Raw genomic sequence first — 16,545 nt, 5'->3', positions numbered from 1 at the left:
GCAGGCGTTAACGTTCCGACCGCGCATAGGGCGCGGGGACGTGCGATGCAGGTCAAGCGCAACAGGCTGGAAGGCGTGCCCTTCGACGCCACGCCGCATGTCGGCGGCCCGATCACGCCGCGCTTCATCGTCATGCACTACACCGCGGGCGGGTCGGCGCTGGGTTCGGTGCGGGCTATCAAGGATCGTGGCCTGTCGGCGCATCTCTTCGTGGAACGCGACGGGTCCATCATCCAGACCGTCGACTTCACGACGGAGGCCTTCCACGCCGGCCCTTCATCCTGGCGCGGCTTCAACGGGCTGAACGGCCATTCCATCGGCATCGAGATCGCCAATCTCGGCTTCCTCGACAAGCGGGCCGGCGATGGCTGGACGCGGGACGGGCTGGGCCGGGTCTTCACCGCCGACCAGGTGGTGGTGGCGCGGCATCGCAATGGCGGGCCGGAGATGGCGTGGGAATCCTATCCGGAGGCGCAGCTTCGCGCGGTGGAAGCCATCACCCTGGCGCTCCGCGCGGCCTATCCGACCATCCAGGAGGTGGTCGGGCATGACGACATCGCCCCCCGGCGGAAGGTGGACCCCGGCCCGGCTTTCCCGATGCGGCGCTTCCAGTCGCTGGGCGGCGCGGCGGGGTCGGGGACGCTGGCGGAACGTGACCTTGGCCAGTTCGAGGTGGTGGTGCGGGACGAGCTGAACCTGCGCGGCGGCCCGGGCCCGGCCTTCACGGTGCTGGCGAAGCTGGCGCCGGGCACGAAGCTGCGCGTGCTGCGGGAGGATGGCGACTGGCGCCTGGTGGATCTGCAGGGCGATGGCGTGCAGGACGGCTTCGTCCACGGCGCCTTCCTGCGCCGCCTGGGCAGCTGAACGGCCGGGTTAACGCGTCTCCCGCTGCGCCGTGTTGTCCGCGAAGAGGGCGGCGATCACCATGCCCATGCTGGTGCCGATCAGGTAGGTCGCCATCGCGACTGTGGCTTCGGAGACGCCGTAGCGCAGCACCGCCGTCGCCTGGTCGAAGACCAGCAGCCCCGCCAGCGCCATGCTGACGGCATAGGCCACCGGCATCAGCCGTTCCTGCCGCAGCACCATGCGCGCCAGCGTCACCGCCACGCTGCCGGCGAGGAAGCCGAGCGCGAATTCCGCGACCACGGCGCGCATGACGATGTCGAACAGCCCCGCGCTGTGCTGGTTCAGCACGTAGCGCAGGTCATGCGTCGACATCGGCGGGGTGGTGAAGATGGGGGTGATGAAGAGTGGCCGGGCGATGAGCCCCGCGATCACGCCGGGCAGGAGCAGCAGGGCGACCAGGATGACCGCGGCGACGACCATGAAACCCTCCGCCCAACCCATAGATGAATCGGCAAAAGGCAACAAGCGGTAAACGAAATATTCACAACTTATTCGGGTTTTTGGACGTCCGTTGGCAGGGCGTCGGAGAGCGGGGAATCCGGGGGCGACCCCTCCGGCACGGCCGGCAGGCGGACCACCACCCGCCCACCCGGCCCCGGCATGACGGAGAGGACCCCGTGCAACTGCCGCGTCATCGCGAGGGCCACCCGCATGCCGAGGCCGCGGGATCGGGTCGGGTCGAAATCCGGGGCGAAGCCCGGGCCTTCATCCGTCACCGCCAGCACCGCCTCCGCCGGCGCCGGCTGGAAGCGGATGGCGATGCGGCCGGCACCATGCTTCAGCGCGTTGGTCACCAGTTCCGTCACCAGCAGGCCGAGCGCCGCCATCCGGTCCGCGGGCAGGCGCAGGCCGGGTTCCGCCGCGAGGTCGATGGCGCGGCCGGAGGAGCCGAGCGAGCGGCCCAGATCCTCGACCAGCGCGCCGAGATGCTCGGCCACGTCCTGCGCCACGCCGGGCGCGCCTTCGTAGAGCCGGCGGTGGACGGCGGCGATGGAGACGATCCGGCCGGCAGCCTCCCGCAGCTTTTCGGCCAGCGCGGGGTCGGCGGCGCCGCGGGCCTGGAGCAGCAGCAGCCCCTGGACGAGCTGGAGGCTGTTCTTCACGCGGTGGTGCATCTCCTGCACCAGCAGGTCCTTCTCCGCGATGCGGGCTTCGCGTTCCTGCGCCAGCAGGCGCTGTTCGGTGACGTCGTGGCTGGCGCCGACCAGGCGAAGCGGCGTGCCGTCCGGCGCGTATTCCACGGCGCCGCTGGCGCGGATCCAGCGGATGGCGCCGTCAGCGCGGCGGATCCGCACCTCCGCCTCATGCCGGCCGGTCTGCCTGGCGCGCTCCAGCGCGGCGATCCCGGCGGCGCGGTCCTCCGGCAGCAGGTGGCTGCGCCACAGCGCGAGGGTGGCCGGGCCATGGGTTTCGGGATCGAGGCCATAGAGGCGGAACATCGCATCCGACCAGCGCAGCTCCCCGGTGGTGAAGTCACGCCGCCAGGTGCCGACGGCGGCGGCGCGCTGCGCCTGTTCCAGCCAGGCGGTGCGTTCGCGCAGCGCCGCTTCGGTGGCGCTGCGCGCCGCATCGGCGGCGGCGAGCGCGCGGGCAAGGTCCTGCACCTCCGCCAAAGGTGGGCCGGCCGGCCCGCCGGCGGGCGCCAGGCCGTCCGGAAGGCCTGGCAGGGCGGCGAGCGCGCGGCGGAGGCGGAGCGCGAGCAGGAGCGCGATGCCGAGCCCGGTGAGCGCGACGGGCAGCGTGCTGAGCAGCAAGCGGATCAGGGCCTCGCGCAGCCCGGCCTCGAACACTGCCTCGGGCTGCGCCACCGCGGCGCCGTAGCCGGAGACGGGGGCGCGGGCGAAGGCGATGACGGAAACGACCCCGTCCCGGTTGGCGATGCCGTCCAGGACGCCTTCCGGCGCCTGCGCCATGGCGGCGACCAGCGCCGGGATCGCGGGCTGGCCGATGGCGGCGGCGGGGTCGCGGCTGCGGGCGACGACGATGCCCAGGCGGTCCATCAGCCCGGCCACGGCACCCTGCGGCAGCGGCGCGGTGCCGAGCGCGGGGGCGATCGCCTCCCCCGGCAGGGACAGGCCGATGGCCAGGCGCGGCTGGCCGGGGGCCGCGGGGAGCGGGATGGCGACCGCCACGGTGGGGCGGCCGCTGAGCGTCCCCCGATACAGGTTCGAGATGGCGGTGCCGCCGCGGGCCAGGGCCTCCGCCAAGGCCTGGGGGATGGGCGTCGGGGTGGGCAGGATGCCCAGGGCGGTGTTGGCGATCTGGCCCTCATCCAGCCTGGCGATGCCGAGGACGCGGCCATCCGCCAAGGGGTCGAGCAGCGGGCCGAGCCGCGCGGCGGCCGCCAGGAAGGCATCCGCATCGCCCTCCGCCAGGCCGGGCTGGGCGGCGAAGCCGGTGAGGAGCGCTTCCGCCCGCGCGAATTCCAGGTCGATGCGATGGGCCATGGCGCGGGCGGCGGCCAGCAGCCTCTCCCCGGCCTGGCGGCGGCTTTCGCCATGCGCCTGCCAGACCGCCAGGCCGCCGAGCCCGATCAGCGCCACCACCAGCAGCCCCACCAGGGCCAGCAGGCGGAGCCGGAGGCTGGGCGCGCCGCGCGGGGCGGGTATGTCGGTGGCAAGCTGCATCGGACCTGCGTGACCCCTTCCCCTGTCGTCGCCGGCTGTTCGGGGGCCGTCCCGGTCTTCCACCCCGCAGGCAATCATGCCGGCGGGGCACGGTTCCATCCTGGCCCCAATCCGCCGGCGAGGCATGGCGCCATATTTCAGGAAGTTTCACCGGCGGGGCCGGCTGTGACAGCGATGCAGCGCCGGATCGCGGCTGCGGCAGGGAATTCGTCGCCGGGTTGCGGAGGCGCGGTGGTTTTCGCCAGGATGGGGCCGCGGACCATCCGCGGGGAAAACGCCATGACAAGAAGGGCGGGGACAAGAAGGGCGGGGATAAGAAGGGCGGCGGCGACAAAAGCGGGCGAGGGCGCGCTGCCAGCGCCGGCAGCGTCCCCGGCGCGGGCGCCCGGCGACGGCCCGGCGACGGCTGAGGCGACGGAACCCGGGACGGTCTGGGCCTTGTGGCCGACCTTCATGCGCCGGACGCTGGCGGAGGAGGAGGTGCGGCCGCCGCATCCCGTGATGGAGCAAGCGGGGTAGCGGCGATAGCCGCCCCCGGGGTAGCGGCGATCGCCGCTCCCGGGGTAGCGGCTGTCGCCGCACCCGCTCAGGCCGCCGTCAGGCGCGCGACCAGGCGGGCCAGGTCCTGCTGCCCATAGGGCTTGTTGATGCGTGGCAGCCACGATGTCTCCGCCGCCGGCAATTCGGCATGTCCGGTCGCCAGCGCCACCTTCAGCCCGGGATGGTCGCGCCGCAGCAGCCCGGCGAGGTCGAGCCCGTTCATCCCGGGCATCGCGTAATCCGTCAGCACCAGGTCGATGGCGCGGTCCTGGGCGATGATGGCGATCGCCTCCTGCGCCGAGCCCGCCACCAGCGCGCCATGGCCCAGATCCTCCAGCATCAGGGCCGTGCCGGCGGCCACCAGCGGATCGTCATCCACCACCAGCACGCGGCGCGGACCCATCCGGGGCAGGGCGTTCGCCTCCGGCGGGCGTGGGGGCGCGGCGGCTTCGTTCGCGCGGGGCAGCCAGATCTCGGCCAGCGTGCCGGCGCCGGGGGTGCTCCTCAGCACCAGGCCGCCGCCGGATTGCTGGGCCAGCCCCTGCACCATGGACAGGCCGAGGCCGGAGCCGCGGCCGGCGCCCTTGGTGGTGAAGAAGGGCTCCACGGCGCGGGCCAGCGTCGCCGCCTCCATCCCGATGCCGTTATCCCGCACGCCGAGGCAGAGATAGGCGCCCGGCGCCAGGCCGGGCGGCGCAGCCGGGGAGGGGGCCTGCGCCTCCCCCAGCGTCACCGCCAGCACGCCGCCATCCGGCATGGCGTCGCGCCCGTTCACGGCCAGGTTCAGCAAGGCGAGTTCCAGCTGGTTGGCGTCGACCATCGCGGCCGGCAGCCCGGGCGGCAGGTCGGTCTCGATCCGCACGCCGGGGCTGACGGAGCGTTCCAGCAGGTCCGCCATGCCGCGCACCAGCGCCGGCAGGTCCACCGGGGCGGGGCGCAGTTCCTGGCGGCGGGCGAAGGCCAGCAGGCGCTGGGTCAGCGCCGCGCCGCGTTCCGCCCCCTGCAACGCGCCATCCAGCAGCCGCGCCAGGCGCGGATCATCCGGCAGGCGCTTCTTCAGCAGCGCGAGGTTGCCGAGCACCGCCATCAGCAGGTTGTTGAAGTCATGCGCGACGCCGCCGGTGAGCTGGCCGAGCGTCTCCATCTTCTGCGCCTCCCGCAGCCGGGCCTCGGCGGCCTTCAGCTCCGTCAGGTCATGGCCCTCGGGGACCAGCAGGGTGATGCGGCCATCCTTGTCCCGCAGGGGGCGGATGGAGAAGTCGATGGCGGCCAGGCGGTCGCCGCCGCGGACCACCTCCTCATAGCGCTGGGGCGTGCCGGCGGCGGCGGCGGCGACGGCGGCGCGGGCACGGTCCTGCGCGGCCGCGCCCATGTCGAACCAGCGAGTTTCCCATACCTTGCGGCCGACGACCTCCGCGCGCGTGACGCCGCCGAAGGCCAGCGCGGTGTCGTTCACCTCCAGCATCGTGCCGTCCGGCGTGAGCAGGCCGATGAACTGGAAGGTGCTGTTGAAGATGGCGCGGAAGCGGTCCTCGCTGTCCGCCAACTGGTCGCGGGCCGCAGCCAAGGCGCGGGTGCGCTCCGCCACCCGCTGCTCCAGCGCCGTCGCCGCATCGCGCAGCGCGGCATTGGCGCAGGCCAGATCCTCCCGCGCCCGTTCCTCCCGCCGCGCCAGGCGCAGGGCGAGGCCGGTGAGGAAGATCAGCGCGACGGCGACGGCGCCGACGATGCTGCCGGACCAGATGAGGGCGGCGCGGAAGGGGGCCAGGGCGCTGTCCACCGGCACGCTGGCGGCGACGATCACGGGCCAGTCCGGCAGGCGGCGGAAGGAGATGATGCGTTCCCCCGGCTCGAAGACGGTGGTCGCGCGGATCGTGCCGCTGGTGCTCCCCATGTTGCGGCGGGCCAAGTCGGTGCCGGCGATGGTCCGGCCTACCATGGCGGTCGTCATGCCGGTGCGGGCGAGGAGCCGGCCCTCCGCATCGAACATGCCGAGCACGGCGCCGCGGCCGATCTCGCTGGCCTCCGCCTGCTGCTGGAAGAAGCCGAGGCGCTGGGCGATCTGCACGGCGCCGGAAAGCCGCCCATCGGCATCACGCAGGGCGATGGAATAGGTGAAAAGGATCTCCCGCGTCACGCGGCTGTAGATCGCCTCACCCACATGGCGGTCGATGCCGGCGAGGTGGGCCTGGAACCATCGGCGGTCGCGGAAATCGAAATCCGGGGCGGGGAACAGGTTGCTGAGCGCGACCGGGCGCGCGCCTTCGTCCACCACCATGATGTAGTCGCCCGTTGATCGGGCGGAGAGGTCGCGCAGCCAGTGATGGAAGCCCTCGTCGCTGGCCACCGCCGCGGTGCCGCCGAGGGTGGCGACGCGGTCCGCGACGCGGTTGGAGACGAGGTCCGCCGTCTCGAAGGTCCGGCGGGCATATTGTTCCAGCAGCCGGGCCAGTTCGCGCGTGCCGATCTCCGCCCGCTCCAGCGCCGCGCTGCGTTCCTGTTCCAGGAAGGCCATGCGCACGCCGGCCAGCGACAGCAGGAAGACGCCGGCAATGGCCAGGATCGCGACGCTGACGCGGCGGAAGGACAAGGACGTTTCCCGGTTGCTCGTTGAGGGCAGGGTCCGCGATCTGACCGCGGGGCGGGAAGGGTCGCGCCCGCGGATCTACGGGATTGTCATGGTCAGGCGGCCTCCAGCTGTTCGGAGATCTCCAGCCATTCCTGTTCCAGCGCGGCGATCTGGCGGGCGAGGAAGGCCTGGCGCGTGGTGGCCCAGGCGATGTCCTGCGCCTTGCGCGCGGCATAGGTGGCGGGGTCGGCGAGCTTCTTCTCGATCAGCTTGCCTTCCAGCGTATGGCGCTCGATCAGCTTCTCCACCTCCTTCAGCCGGGCGCGGAGGGGCGCGAGCTGGGCGCGGGTCTGGGCGCGGGCGGCGCGGTCGGATGGCGTGCGCGCCTCCCCGCCGCCACCGCCGCCGCCGCCCCGGGCGCGGTCGGCCAGCAGGGCGCGGTATTCGTCCATGTCGCCCTCGTAGCTCGTCACCTTGCCATCGGCGACGAGCCAGAGGCGATCGGCGACCAGCTCCACCAGATGGGGGTCGTGGCTGATGAGGAGGACGGCGCCCTTGTACTCCGCCAGCGCGCGGACCAGGGCCTCACGCGCATCGATGTCGAGGTGGTTGGTCGGCTCGTCGAGGATCAGCAGCTGAGGGGCATCGCGCGTGCAGAGCGCCAGCAGCAGCCGCGCCTTCTCGCCGCCCGAGCAGCGCTCGATCCGGGTTTCGGCACGCTCGACATTCAGGCCGAAGCGGGCGAGCTGGGCGCGGCATTGCTGGATGGTGGCCATGGGCAGCGCCGCCTGCATGTGGGACAGCGGCGTGCCGGAATGGTCCAGGTCTTCCGACTGGTGCTGGGCGAAGAAGCCGACGCGCAGCTTGGAGGATCGCCTGACCGTGCCGCGCATGGGGGCGAGGCGCCCGGCGATCAGCTTCGCCAGTGTGGACTTGCCGTTGCCGTTGGCCCCCAGCAGGGCGATCCGGTCCTCCTGGTCCAGTCGGAGGTCGATGCCCTTCAGGATGGGGGTGCCGCCATAGCCGGCATCAGCCTGTTCGATGGAGAGGATGGGCGGCGCCAGTTCCTCGGGTTCCGGGAAGGCGAAGCTGCTCGCGGCATCCTCCACCACCGCGTCGATGACGGGCAGCTTGGCCAGGGCCTTGAGGCGGGACTGGGCCTGGCGGGCCTTGGTGGCCTTGGCGCGGAAACGGTCCACGAAGGCCTGCATATGGGCGCGCTGGGCGGCGATCTTGGTGCGCTGGCTTTCCTGCTGGGCGGCGCGTTCGGTGCGCACCCGGACGAAATTCTCGTAATTGCCGGGGTAGAAGGTGACCTTCTGCTGGTCGAGATGGGCGATGCCGTCCACCGCCCGGTCCAGCAGCCCGCGGTCATGGCTGACGACGATGGCCGCACCCGGGAACTTCGCCAGCCAGCCTTCCAGCCACATGGTGGCTTCGAGGTCGAGGTGGTTGGTCGGTTCGTCCAGCAGCAGCAGGTCGGGCTCCGGGAACAGGGCGCGGGCCAGGGCCACGCGCATGCGCCAGCCGCCGGAGAAGGAATCGAGCGGCCGGGCCTGGGCGGCGGCATCGAAGCCGAGGCCGGAGAGGATGATGGCGGCCCGCGCCGGGGCGCTGTCCGCGCGGATATCGATGAGTCTTTCGTGAATTTCCGCGACGCGATGGGCCTGGGCGGGGTCCTCCAGCGCCTGGAGCAGGCTGTGGCGCTCGGTATCCGCTTCCAGCACGCTGTCGAGGAGGGAGGTGGCGCCCCCCGGGGCTTCCTGGGCGACGACACCCAGCTTGGCCCGCTGGGCCAGCCGGATCTCCCCGCCATCCGGCTGCAATTCGCCGGTGATGGCCTTGAGCATGGTGGATTTGCCGGCGCCGTTGCGGCCGACCAGGCCGATCTTGCGGCCGGCATCCAGCATCAAATCGGCATTGTCGAGCAGGGTGCGGCCGCCGAAGCGGATGGTGAGGCTGCGGATGGCGATGACGGTCATGGGGGGCTTCTACAGCCTGGAAAGCCCGGCGCGTAGCCCGGTGGAAGGCCCCGGGGCTTGCCTTGGCGGGCTTACCCCCTTATCCGCCCGCCAGCTTTCGCACACGCAACAGGAACCAGTCCCATGGCCATCGAGCGCACCTTCAGCATCATCAAGCCCGACGCGACCCGCCGCAACCTGACCGGCGCCATCAATGCGGTGTTCGAGAAGAACGGCCTGCGCATCGTCGCCCAGAAGCGCATCCAGATGACCAAGGCCCAGGCCGAGAGCTTCTACGGCGTGCACAAGGAGCGCGGCTTCTTCAACGACCTGGTGTCCTTCATGATCTCCGGCCCGGTCGTGGTGCAGGTGCTGGAAGGCGAGGGCGCGGTGGCCAAGAACCGTGAGCTGATGGGTGCCACCAACCCGGCCAACGCCGCCGAGGGCACCATCCGCAAGCTGTTCGCGGAGAGCATCGAGGCGAATTCCGTGCACGGGTCCGACAGCGCGGAGAACGCCGCCATCGAGATCGCGTATTTCTTCGCGGGCGCCGAGATCGTCGGCTGAGCTGAGAAGGTTGGGGAAGGCGCTGCCTTCCCCAAACCCCTACCGCCAGGAGGCAGAGCCTCCTGGACCGTCATCTGACGGGGTCACAAGGGGCCGCTGCCCCTTGGCATGGGGGTCCGGGGGAACGGCGTTCCCCCGGAATCACCCGAGCAGCTCCGCCTGCACCGGCTCCATCGCATCGCCCACCGCGATCCGGCCGCCTTCCAGGACCTCCGCATAGACCCCCATATCGGCGTGGCCGTAATGGTCCCGCAGCCATTTCTGGGGCTTGGCGTCGCGCTCCGCCGTTTCCGGGTTCACCTCGGTCGCCGGGCAGCGCTGGGTGCGCTTGAAGATCTTCATCCGTGTCCCGCCGACGAGGAATTCCCGGCCGACCCAGCCCAGCTCCGCGAAGGGGGCGGCGCCGGAAAACAGGATGTTGGCGCGGAAGCGGACCGGGTCGAGCTCCATCCCCACCTTCTCCGACAGCGCCTTCACGCTGGAAAGCCCGATGATCGAGACCGCCTTGGCGGCGATGTCGGTGAAGGCATGGCCCGGCGCCTCCGCCAGGCGGAGCGACCCGCGGGCCTCCGGCCCCAGATACGCCGTCATCCAGGCCGCCGCCCGGTCCCGGTCGCCGGGCAGGGCCAGGTCCACGGCCAGGTGGGGGAAACCGGGGGCCATCAGCAGCAGCATGCCGGTGACGGGGTCATAGGCCGATCGGATGGCGGCGATGCCGGCATTGGCCATCAGGCAGGCGAAATGGCGCTTCTGCATCCAGGCGGGCGCGGCGGGGTCGAAGGGGCTGTCGCCCTGGGCGAAGGCGAAGCGGCGGTCATGCGGCAGGCCATCGCCCGCGGCGATGTCAACGACATCCATCAACTCCCCGGTCAGACCCTTGACGGGATAGCGGGTGATCCGTTCGACACGCATAGGTCATCCCCTTGAAGCGCCGCGGCGGCGCATACCACATCAGGCGCGAAGGCAAACCCTTGCTGCCCGATCGGGGGCTTGGGGTGCCGGTCCGCTCCAGAGAGGGACAAGCGAATGGACATCGAGAAATTCACCGACCGCGCGCGCGGCTTCCTGCAGGCCGCGCAGACCATCGCGATCCGCGACTACCACCAGCGCGTCACGGCGGAGCACCTGCTGAAGGCGCTGCTGGATGACGAGCAGGGGGCTGCCGCCGGGCTGATCGCCGCTGCCGGGGGCGATGCCAAGGTGGCGCGCCAGTCGGTGGAGGCCGAGCTGGCGAAGCAGCCCAAGGTGACGGGTGGCGGGGCCGCCGGCCAGCAGCCGCAATTCATGCCGGACATCGTGCGCGTGCTGGATTCCGCGCAACAGCTGGCGACCAAGGCCGGCGACGAATTCGTGGCGCAAGACCGGCTGTTGCAGGCGCTGGCCGCCAGCGAGACGCAGGCCGGCCGCGCGCTGCGCGCCGCCGGCGCCGATGCGCAGCGGCTGGAGAAGGCGGTCGCCGACCTCCGCAAGGGCCGCACCGTGGACAGCCAGAACGCCGAACAGCAGTTCGAGGCGCTGAAGAAATACGCGCGCGACCTGACGGCGCTGGCCCGCGAGGGAAAGCTCGACCCCGTCATCGGGCGTGACGAGGAGATCCGTCGCACCATCCAGGTCCTGGCGCGCCGCACCAAGAACAACCCCGTGCTGATCGGCGAGCCCGGCGTCGGCAAGACCGCCATCGTCGAAGGGCTCGCGCTGCGTATCATCCGCGGCGACGTGCCGGAGGCGCTGAAGAACAAGCGCGTCATGGCGCTCGACCTCGGCGCCATGGTCGCGGGCGCCAAGTATCGCGGCGAGTTCGAGGAACGCCTGAAGGGTGTGCTGAAGGAGGTGGAGGACGCCGCGGGCGACGTCATCCTCTTCATCGACGAGATGCACACGCTGGTCGGCGCGGGCAAGGCGGATGGGGCGATGGACGCGTCCAACCTCATCAAGCCCGCACTGGCCCGGGGCGAGTTGCATTGCGTCGGCGCCACCACGCTCGACGAATATCGCAAGCATGTGGAGAAGGACGCGGCGCTGGCGCGGCGCTTCCAGCCGGTCTTCGTCGGCGAACCCAGCGTCGCCGACACCATCTCCATCCTGCGCGGGATCAAGGAGAAGTATGAGCTGCACCACGGCGTGCGCATCGCCGATGGCGCGCTGGTGGCGGCCGCGACGCTGTCCAACCGCTACATCACGGACCGCTTCCTGCCGGACAAGGCGATCGATCTGGTGGATGAGGCTGCGTCGCGCCTGCGGATGCAGGTGGACAGCAAGCCGGAGGAGCTGGACGCGATCGACCGCGACCTGATGCGCCTGAAGATCGAGCGCGAGGCCCTGCGCAAGGAACAGGATTCCGCGAGCCGCGACCGGCTGGTGAAGCTGGAGAAGGAGCTGGCCGATCTGGAGGAAGAGAGCCAGGTCCTGACCCAGCGCTGGGAGGCCGAGAAGGGCAAGGTCGTCGAGACGCAGAAGGCCAAGGAGGAACTCGACAAGGCGAGGACCGAGCTGGAACTGGCGGAACGGCGCGGCGACTACGCCAAGGCGGGCGAGCTGAAATACGGCGTGATCCCGGACCTCGAGAAGAAGATCGCCGCGACCGGCGACGGCGATGCGCGGCTGGTGAATGAGGCGGTGACGGAGGAAGGCATCGCCGGCGTCGTCAGCCGCTGGACCGGCATCCCCGTGGAGAAGATGCTGGAAGGGGAACGCGCCAAGCTCCTCAAGATGGAAGACGCGTTGCGCCAGCGGGTGGTGGGGCAGGAGGAGGCGCTGGAAGCGGTCTCCAAGGCCGTGCGGCGGGCGCGGGCCGGGTTGCAGGACCCGAACCGGCCGATCGGCAGCTTCCTGTTCCTCGGCCCGACCGGCGTCGGCAAGACCGAACTCGTGAAGTCGCTGGCGAATTTCCTGTTCGACGACGAACGCGCGATGACGCGGATCGACATGTCCGAATACATGGAGAAGCACGCCGTCAGCCGCCTGGTCGGTGCCCCTCCGGGCTATGTCGGCTATGACGAGGGCGGCGCGCTGACGGAGGCGATCCGGCGGCGCCCCTACCAGGTGATCCTGTTCGACGAGGTGGAGAAGGCGCATGAGGACGTCTTCAACATCCTGCTGCAGGTGCTGGATGATGGCCGCCTGACGGATGGCCAGGGGCGGACGGTCGATTTCCGCAACACCATCATCGTGCTGACCAGCAACCTCGGCAGCCAGGCGATCGCCGAACTGCCCGAGACCTCGGACATCGAGGCGGCGCGGCCGGCGGTGATGCGGGCGGTGCGTGAACGCTTCCGGCCCGAATTCCTGAACCGGCTGGATGAGGTGGTGCTGTTCCGCCGCCTGGCGCGGGGCGACATGACGCACATCGTCGACATCCAGCTGATCCGGCTGCGCAAGCTGCTGGAGGACCGGAACATCACGCTGGAGTTGGACGCCAGCGCGCGGGAATGGCTGGCGGAGGCGGGCTACGACCCGGCCTATGGCGCCCGGCCGCTGAAGCGGGTGATCCAGCGGAGCCTGCAGGACAAGCTGGCGGGGCTGCTGCTGGAAGGCACGGTCGGCGATGGGGCGGTGCTGCTGGTGACGGCGAGCGCGGATGGGCTGGAAGTGCGGCCGGTGCTGAAGCAGGCGGCGTGACGCGGCCCGGGGGGAGCGCTGCTCCCCCCGATTCCCCCCACGCCAGGGGCGTGACGCCCCTGGACCGTCGGATTTGAACTGATGATGGTCCAGGAGGCTCTGCCTCCTGGTGGATGGGGTTTGGGGAAGGCAACGCCTTCCCCTAGACTCCCCCCTGGGCCTAGTCTCTCTGTTTCAGTTTTATGACACAGAGAGGTGAGGCCTTGTCCCAGGCGCTGCTGCTGGTGGAACTGGCTGGCGAGGCCGCGTTGCTGCTCTGGGGTCTGCACATGGTGCAGTCCGGGGTGCAGCGGGCCTTCGGCATGCGCCTTCGCCATGTGCTGGGTGTCGCGCTGGGCAGCCGGGTCCGCGCCGTGGCGGCGGGGCTGTTCGCCACCGCGGCGCTGCAATCCTCCACCGCGACGGCGCTGATGGTCGGCAGCTTCGCGGCCGGGGCCGGGGTGGCCTTGGCGCCGGCGCTGGCGGCCATGCTGGGCGCCAATATCGGCACCGCGCTGATCGTCTTCGCGCTGTCATTCGAGGTGTCCGCCCTGGCGCCGGCCTTGGTGCTGGCGGGGGTCATCGCCTTCCGGCGCAGCAGCGGCAGCCGGGGGAAGGATGTCGGGCGGGTGTTCATCGGGGTCGGCCTGATGCTGATCTCGCTGCACCTGCTCTCCGCAAGCATGGCGCCGGTGGAGGCATCGCCGACCCTGCGGGCGCTGATCGGCGTGTTTGCCGACATGCCGCTGCCCAATCTGGTGGTGGCGGGGCTGCTGGCCTGGGCGGCGCATTCCTCCGTCGCGGCCATGCTGTTCATCGCCTCGCTGGCGGCCTCCGGCCTGCTGGGGGCGGAGGCCTGCATCGCCATGGTGCTGGGCGCCAATATCGGCAGCGCGGTGAACCCGCTGCTGGGTGCGCTGGGGGAGGCCGGGCCGGAACGCGCCCGGCTGCGCGTCGCCCTGGGCAACATCGCCAATCGTCTGGTGGGCGCGGTGCTGGTGCTCGGCGCCATGCCGCTGCTGCTGCCGCTGGTGGAGAGCCAGGCGGGCGCGCTTTTCGCCGCGCAGGCGCATCTCGCCTTCAATCTCGGCACGGCGATCCTCGCCTGGCCGCTGCTCGGCCTGCTGGCCCGCGGCATGGAACGCCTGGTGCCGGACCGGCCGCCGGCGGAGGACCCCGCGGCGGCCCGCTACCTCGACCCCGATGTGCTGGAGACGCCACCCGTCGCGCTGGCGAATGCAGCGCGGGAGGTGCTGCGGATTGCCGATACGGTGGAGGCGATGCTCGCGGCCTCCACCGCCGCCTTCCAGGAAGGGGACCGGGAACGGCCCAAGGTGGCCAAGCGCCTGGATGACCAGGTGGACCGGCTGCACCGGCAGGTCCAGGGCTACCTGGCGCGCATCCCGCAGGAGACGCTGGGCGAGGATGATGCGCGGCGGCTCGCGGAAATCCGCGCCTTCGCCGTCAGCCTGGAACATGCGGGGGATGTGCTGGAGCGCGACCTGCTGGGCCTTGCCCAGAAATGGGCACGGCGCGGCCTTCCGCTGCCGGCCGATATCGCGGCGGAGATCACGGGGCTGCACCTTCGCCTCCAGGCGCAGCTGCGCCTGGCCGTCGCGGTCTTCATCCGGGAGGATGCGGAGGCCGCCCGCCGCCTGGTGCGGGAGAAGGAGGCGCTGCGCGAGGCAGAGCGCCTGGCCCTGCACCGGATGGCGGAGGCCGCCGACCGGTCCGCCGCGGAAGGGGGCGCGGCCGCGGGCCTGCTGCTGGATGCGGTGCGGGACCTGCGCCGCATCGGCGCGCATTTCGCGATGGTCGCCCACCCGCTGCTGGAACGCCGGGGGGAATTGCTGCCGAGCCGGCTGGCGACGGAGCCGAACCTGGCGGAAAGCCTGGCCGGGGGGTGATCAGTCGCCCGCGGCTCAGTCGCCGGCCAGGGCGACCTCCGTCCGGCCGGAGGCGATCTGCGCCATCTGGCGGTTCAATTCCCGGCGACGGTCATGGAAGGCGGCCAGTTCCGTGCCCCGCAGCCTCTCCCCAGCCGGCAGGGCGGCGCGGGCCGGGTCCTGGGCACGGCCGGCCAGGCGGATCTCATAATGAAGGTGCGGGCCGGTGGACATGCCGGAGGACCCGACCGCGCCGATCACATCCCCCTGCCGCACGCGATCGCCGGGCTTCAGGTTCCGGGCGAAGCGGGACATGTGGGCGTAGACGGTCTCGATGCCGCCGGGATGGCGCAGCCGAACGGTCCGGCCATAGCCGCGCTCCATCCGGGCGGCGGCGACCACGCCGTCTGCCGCGGCATAGATCGGTGTGCCGGGGGGCGCGGCGAAGTCCAGGCCCTCATGCCGGCGGGAGAAGCCGAGCACGGGATGCCGGCGCATGCCGAAGCCGGAGGTGAGCCGTGCGCCATCGAGCGGCGTGCGCAGGAAACCGCCTGCCAGGGGGCGGCCATCCGCGTAATACCAGGCGGCATCGCCATCGGCTTCGACATGGCGCCAGACGCTGAGTTCACGCCCTGACAGGGTGAGGGAGGCGTGGAGCAGCTGGCCATGGCCGAGCAGGTCGCCATCCGGGGCGCGCAGCCGTTCGAAGGCCACGGCGATGCGATCGCCCGGCTGGATGTCGCGCTGGAAGTCCACCTCATGGGACAGCGCGCGGATCAGGGCATGGGTGAGCGGCGCGGGCATGCCGGCGCGGGTCAGGGTCAGGTAGACGCCGCCGATGATGGGCGCCTCGATGCGCGCGAGGTGGCGCTGGCGGGGGATGACCTGCTCCTCCACCACCCAGCGATCGCCCTGTCGGCGGAGCGCGATGGTGCGGCCCGGGGCGGGCTCGATCTCCAGCGCGAGGAGGGCATTGTCCCGGTCGGGGGCGAGGCGGAGGCCGACCTCCTGCCCGACGGCGAGGCTGCGGGGCGGGAAGACGGTGGCCAGGGCGCCGATGGCCTCATGCGCCTCGGCCTGGCCGATGCCGGCGCTGGTGAGCAGTTCCCCCAGCGTATCGCCGCGGCGGACGGTCAGGACGCGCTGGGCCTCGGCCGGTGGTTCCGATGCTGCGACATCCGCGATGGGGGCGGCGAGAAGGGCGCAGATCGAGAGGGCGAGGCGGGTCGCAGGCGTCATGCTGTGGACTTGTCCGGGCAGTGAGGGGGCGGACCATCCCGGTGAAGGCAAATGAAGTCAACGGGTTGACCGCTTCGGCTGCGTGACGAGAAGAGGTTTGTGTCAACGGCGTGTCGCTCATGGCTGCCATGTCCGTTTGGTGACGGGGTGTCGTTGACTCCCCCAGGCCCGGCCCGTAAAAGCCGTCTCACCGGAACGGAGCCGATGGTTCCCGGACGGGGCGCTGAAAAGCGGGGTTGCACACGGTGGTGAAAGCCACTAGATGCTGCGCCCCGCCGTTAGGCGCCGATCTTCATCAACGCAGTGATGCGATGGTGCTTCTGGTCAGGGTTCTGGCCAGGAATAAGATTTTGTTCATTCAAGCTGTGTATCTGTTGAGGGAAGATAGTATGGTTGCCTTTTGGCTTCCTGCTGCTTCTGCTTTGTGTCGCGAGAGCGGTGCGGGGTGGTGGTGGAACGGGGGGAAGGGTGGCCGGATGGAAGTTTATGGTCAGTGTATGAGTTGGGCGGGTAAGGATCGCTGGATGCGGTAGGGCTGAGATGCCTTGCTGTGTTGAGTGGTTGATGAACCTGAGAGTTTGATCCTGGCTCAGAGTGAACGCTGGCGGCATGCTTAACACATGCAAGTCGCACGGTCAGCAATGGCAGTGGCG

General features: G+C 71.0%; 10 protein-coding genes and 1 rRNA gene. 5 read left to right on the top strand and 6 right to left on the bottom strand.

Annotated elements, in window-relative coordinates:
• Positions 1-45 precede the first annotated feature (45 nt).
• Positions 46-864: an N-acetylmuramoyl-L-alanine amidase gene (locus BM041_RS26610; protein WP_092962958.1), complete on the top strand. Its 819-nt coding sequence runs from the start codon at positions 46-48 to the stop codon at positions 862-864.
• 9 nt (positions 865-873) lie between these two features.
• On the opposite strand, the gene BM041_RS26605 is transcribed toward BM041_RS26610, so the two are convergent.
• The 4 genes from BM041_RS26605 to BM041_RS26590 form a co-directional block, all read right to left on the bottom strand.
• Complete coding sequence (locus BM041_RS26605) at positions 874-1,326, bottom strand: hypothetical protein (protein ID WP_139226197.1); 453 nt, start codon at positions 1,324-1,326, stop codon at positions 874-876.
• Positions 1,327-1,394: 68 nt separating this feature from the next.
• On the bottom strand, positions 1,395-3,533 hold the full coding sequence (locus BM041_RS26600; protein ID WP_092962956.1) for a sensor histidine kinase: 2,139 nt from the start codon (positions 3,531-3,533) through the stop codon (positions 1,395-1,397).
• 586 nt (positions 3,534-4,119) lie between these two features.
• The gene (locus tag BM041_RS30825) at positions 4,120-6,663 is read right to left on the bottom strand and encodes a response regulator (protein ID WP_092962955.1); all 2,544 of its coding nucleotides are present in this window, start codon (positions 6,661-6,663) and stop codon (positions 4,120-4,122) included.
• A gap of 92 nt (positions 6,664-6,755) precedes the next feature.
• Positions 6,756-8,624 (bottom strand): ABC-F family ATP-binding cassette domain-containing protein, encoded by a 1,869-nt coding sequence (locus BM041_RS26590; protein ID WP_092962954.1) that lies wholly within the window; start codon positions 8,622-8,624, stop codon positions 6,756-6,758.
• A gap of 123 nt (positions 8,625-8,747) precedes the next feature.
• On the opposite strand from BM041_RS26590, the gene ndk reads away from it, so the two are divergent.
• On the top strand, positions 8,748-9,170 hold the full coding sequence (ndk, locus tag BM041_RS26585) for a nucleoside-diphosphate kinase (RefSeq protein WP_092962953.1): 423 nt from the start codon (positions 8,748-8,750) through the stop codon (positions 9,168-9,170).
• A gap of 141 nt (positions 9,171-9,311) precedes the next feature.
• Here the strand turns inward: ndk and BM041_RS26580 are convergent, their stop codons facing one another.
• Positions 9,312-10,082, bottom strand: a complete 771-nt coding sequence (locus BM041_RS26580; protein WP_092962952.1) for an MOSC domain-containing protein — start codon at positions 10,080-10,082, stop codon at positions 9,312-9,314.
• A 114-nt stretch (positions 10,083-10,196) separates the two neighbouring features.
• Between BM041_RS26580 and clpB the strand changes: the two genes are divergently transcribed.
• Both clpB and BM041_RS26570 read left to right on the top strand, forming a co-directional pair.
• A complete protein-coding gene (gene clpB / locus BM041_RS26575; RefSeq protein ID WP_092962951.1) occupies positions 10,197-12,788 on the top strand; it encodes an ATP-dependent chaperone ClpB in 2,592 nt (863 codons plus the stop codon).
• Positions 12,789-12,970: 182 nt separating this feature from the next.
• On the top strand, positions 12,971-14,674 hold the full coding sequence (locus BM041_RS26570) for a Na/Pi cotransporter family protein (RefSeq protein ID WP_217648855.1): 1,704 nt from the start codon (positions 12,971-12,973) through the stop codon (positions 14,672-14,674).
• A 15-nt stretch (positions 14,675-14,689) separates the two neighbouring features.
• On the opposite strand, the gene BM041_RS26565 is transcribed toward BM041_RS26570, so the two are convergent.
• The gene (locus BM041_RS26565) at positions 14,690-15,892 is read right to left on the bottom strand and encodes a M23 family metallopeptidase (protein WP_092962949.1); all 1,203 of its coding nucleotides are present in this window, start codon (positions 15,890-15,892) and stop codon (positions 14,690-14,692) included.
• A 566-nt stretch (positions 15,893-16,458) separates the two neighbouring features.
• On the opposite strand from BM041_RS26565, the gene BM041_RS26560 reads away from it, so the two are divergent.
• Positions 16,459-16,545, top strand: a 16S ribosomal RNA gene (locus BM041_RS26560); the annotation flags it as partial.

Origin of the sequence: Falsiroseomonas stagni DSM 19981, from assembly GCF_900114315.1 — a bacterium.
GTDB lineage: Bacteria > Pseudomonadota > Alphaproteobacteria > Acetobacterales > Acetobacteraceae > Falsiroseomonas > Falsiroseomonas stagni.
Note: the sequence above shows the minus strand (reverse complement) of the source record. Positions and strands in the feature narration are given on the sequence as shown.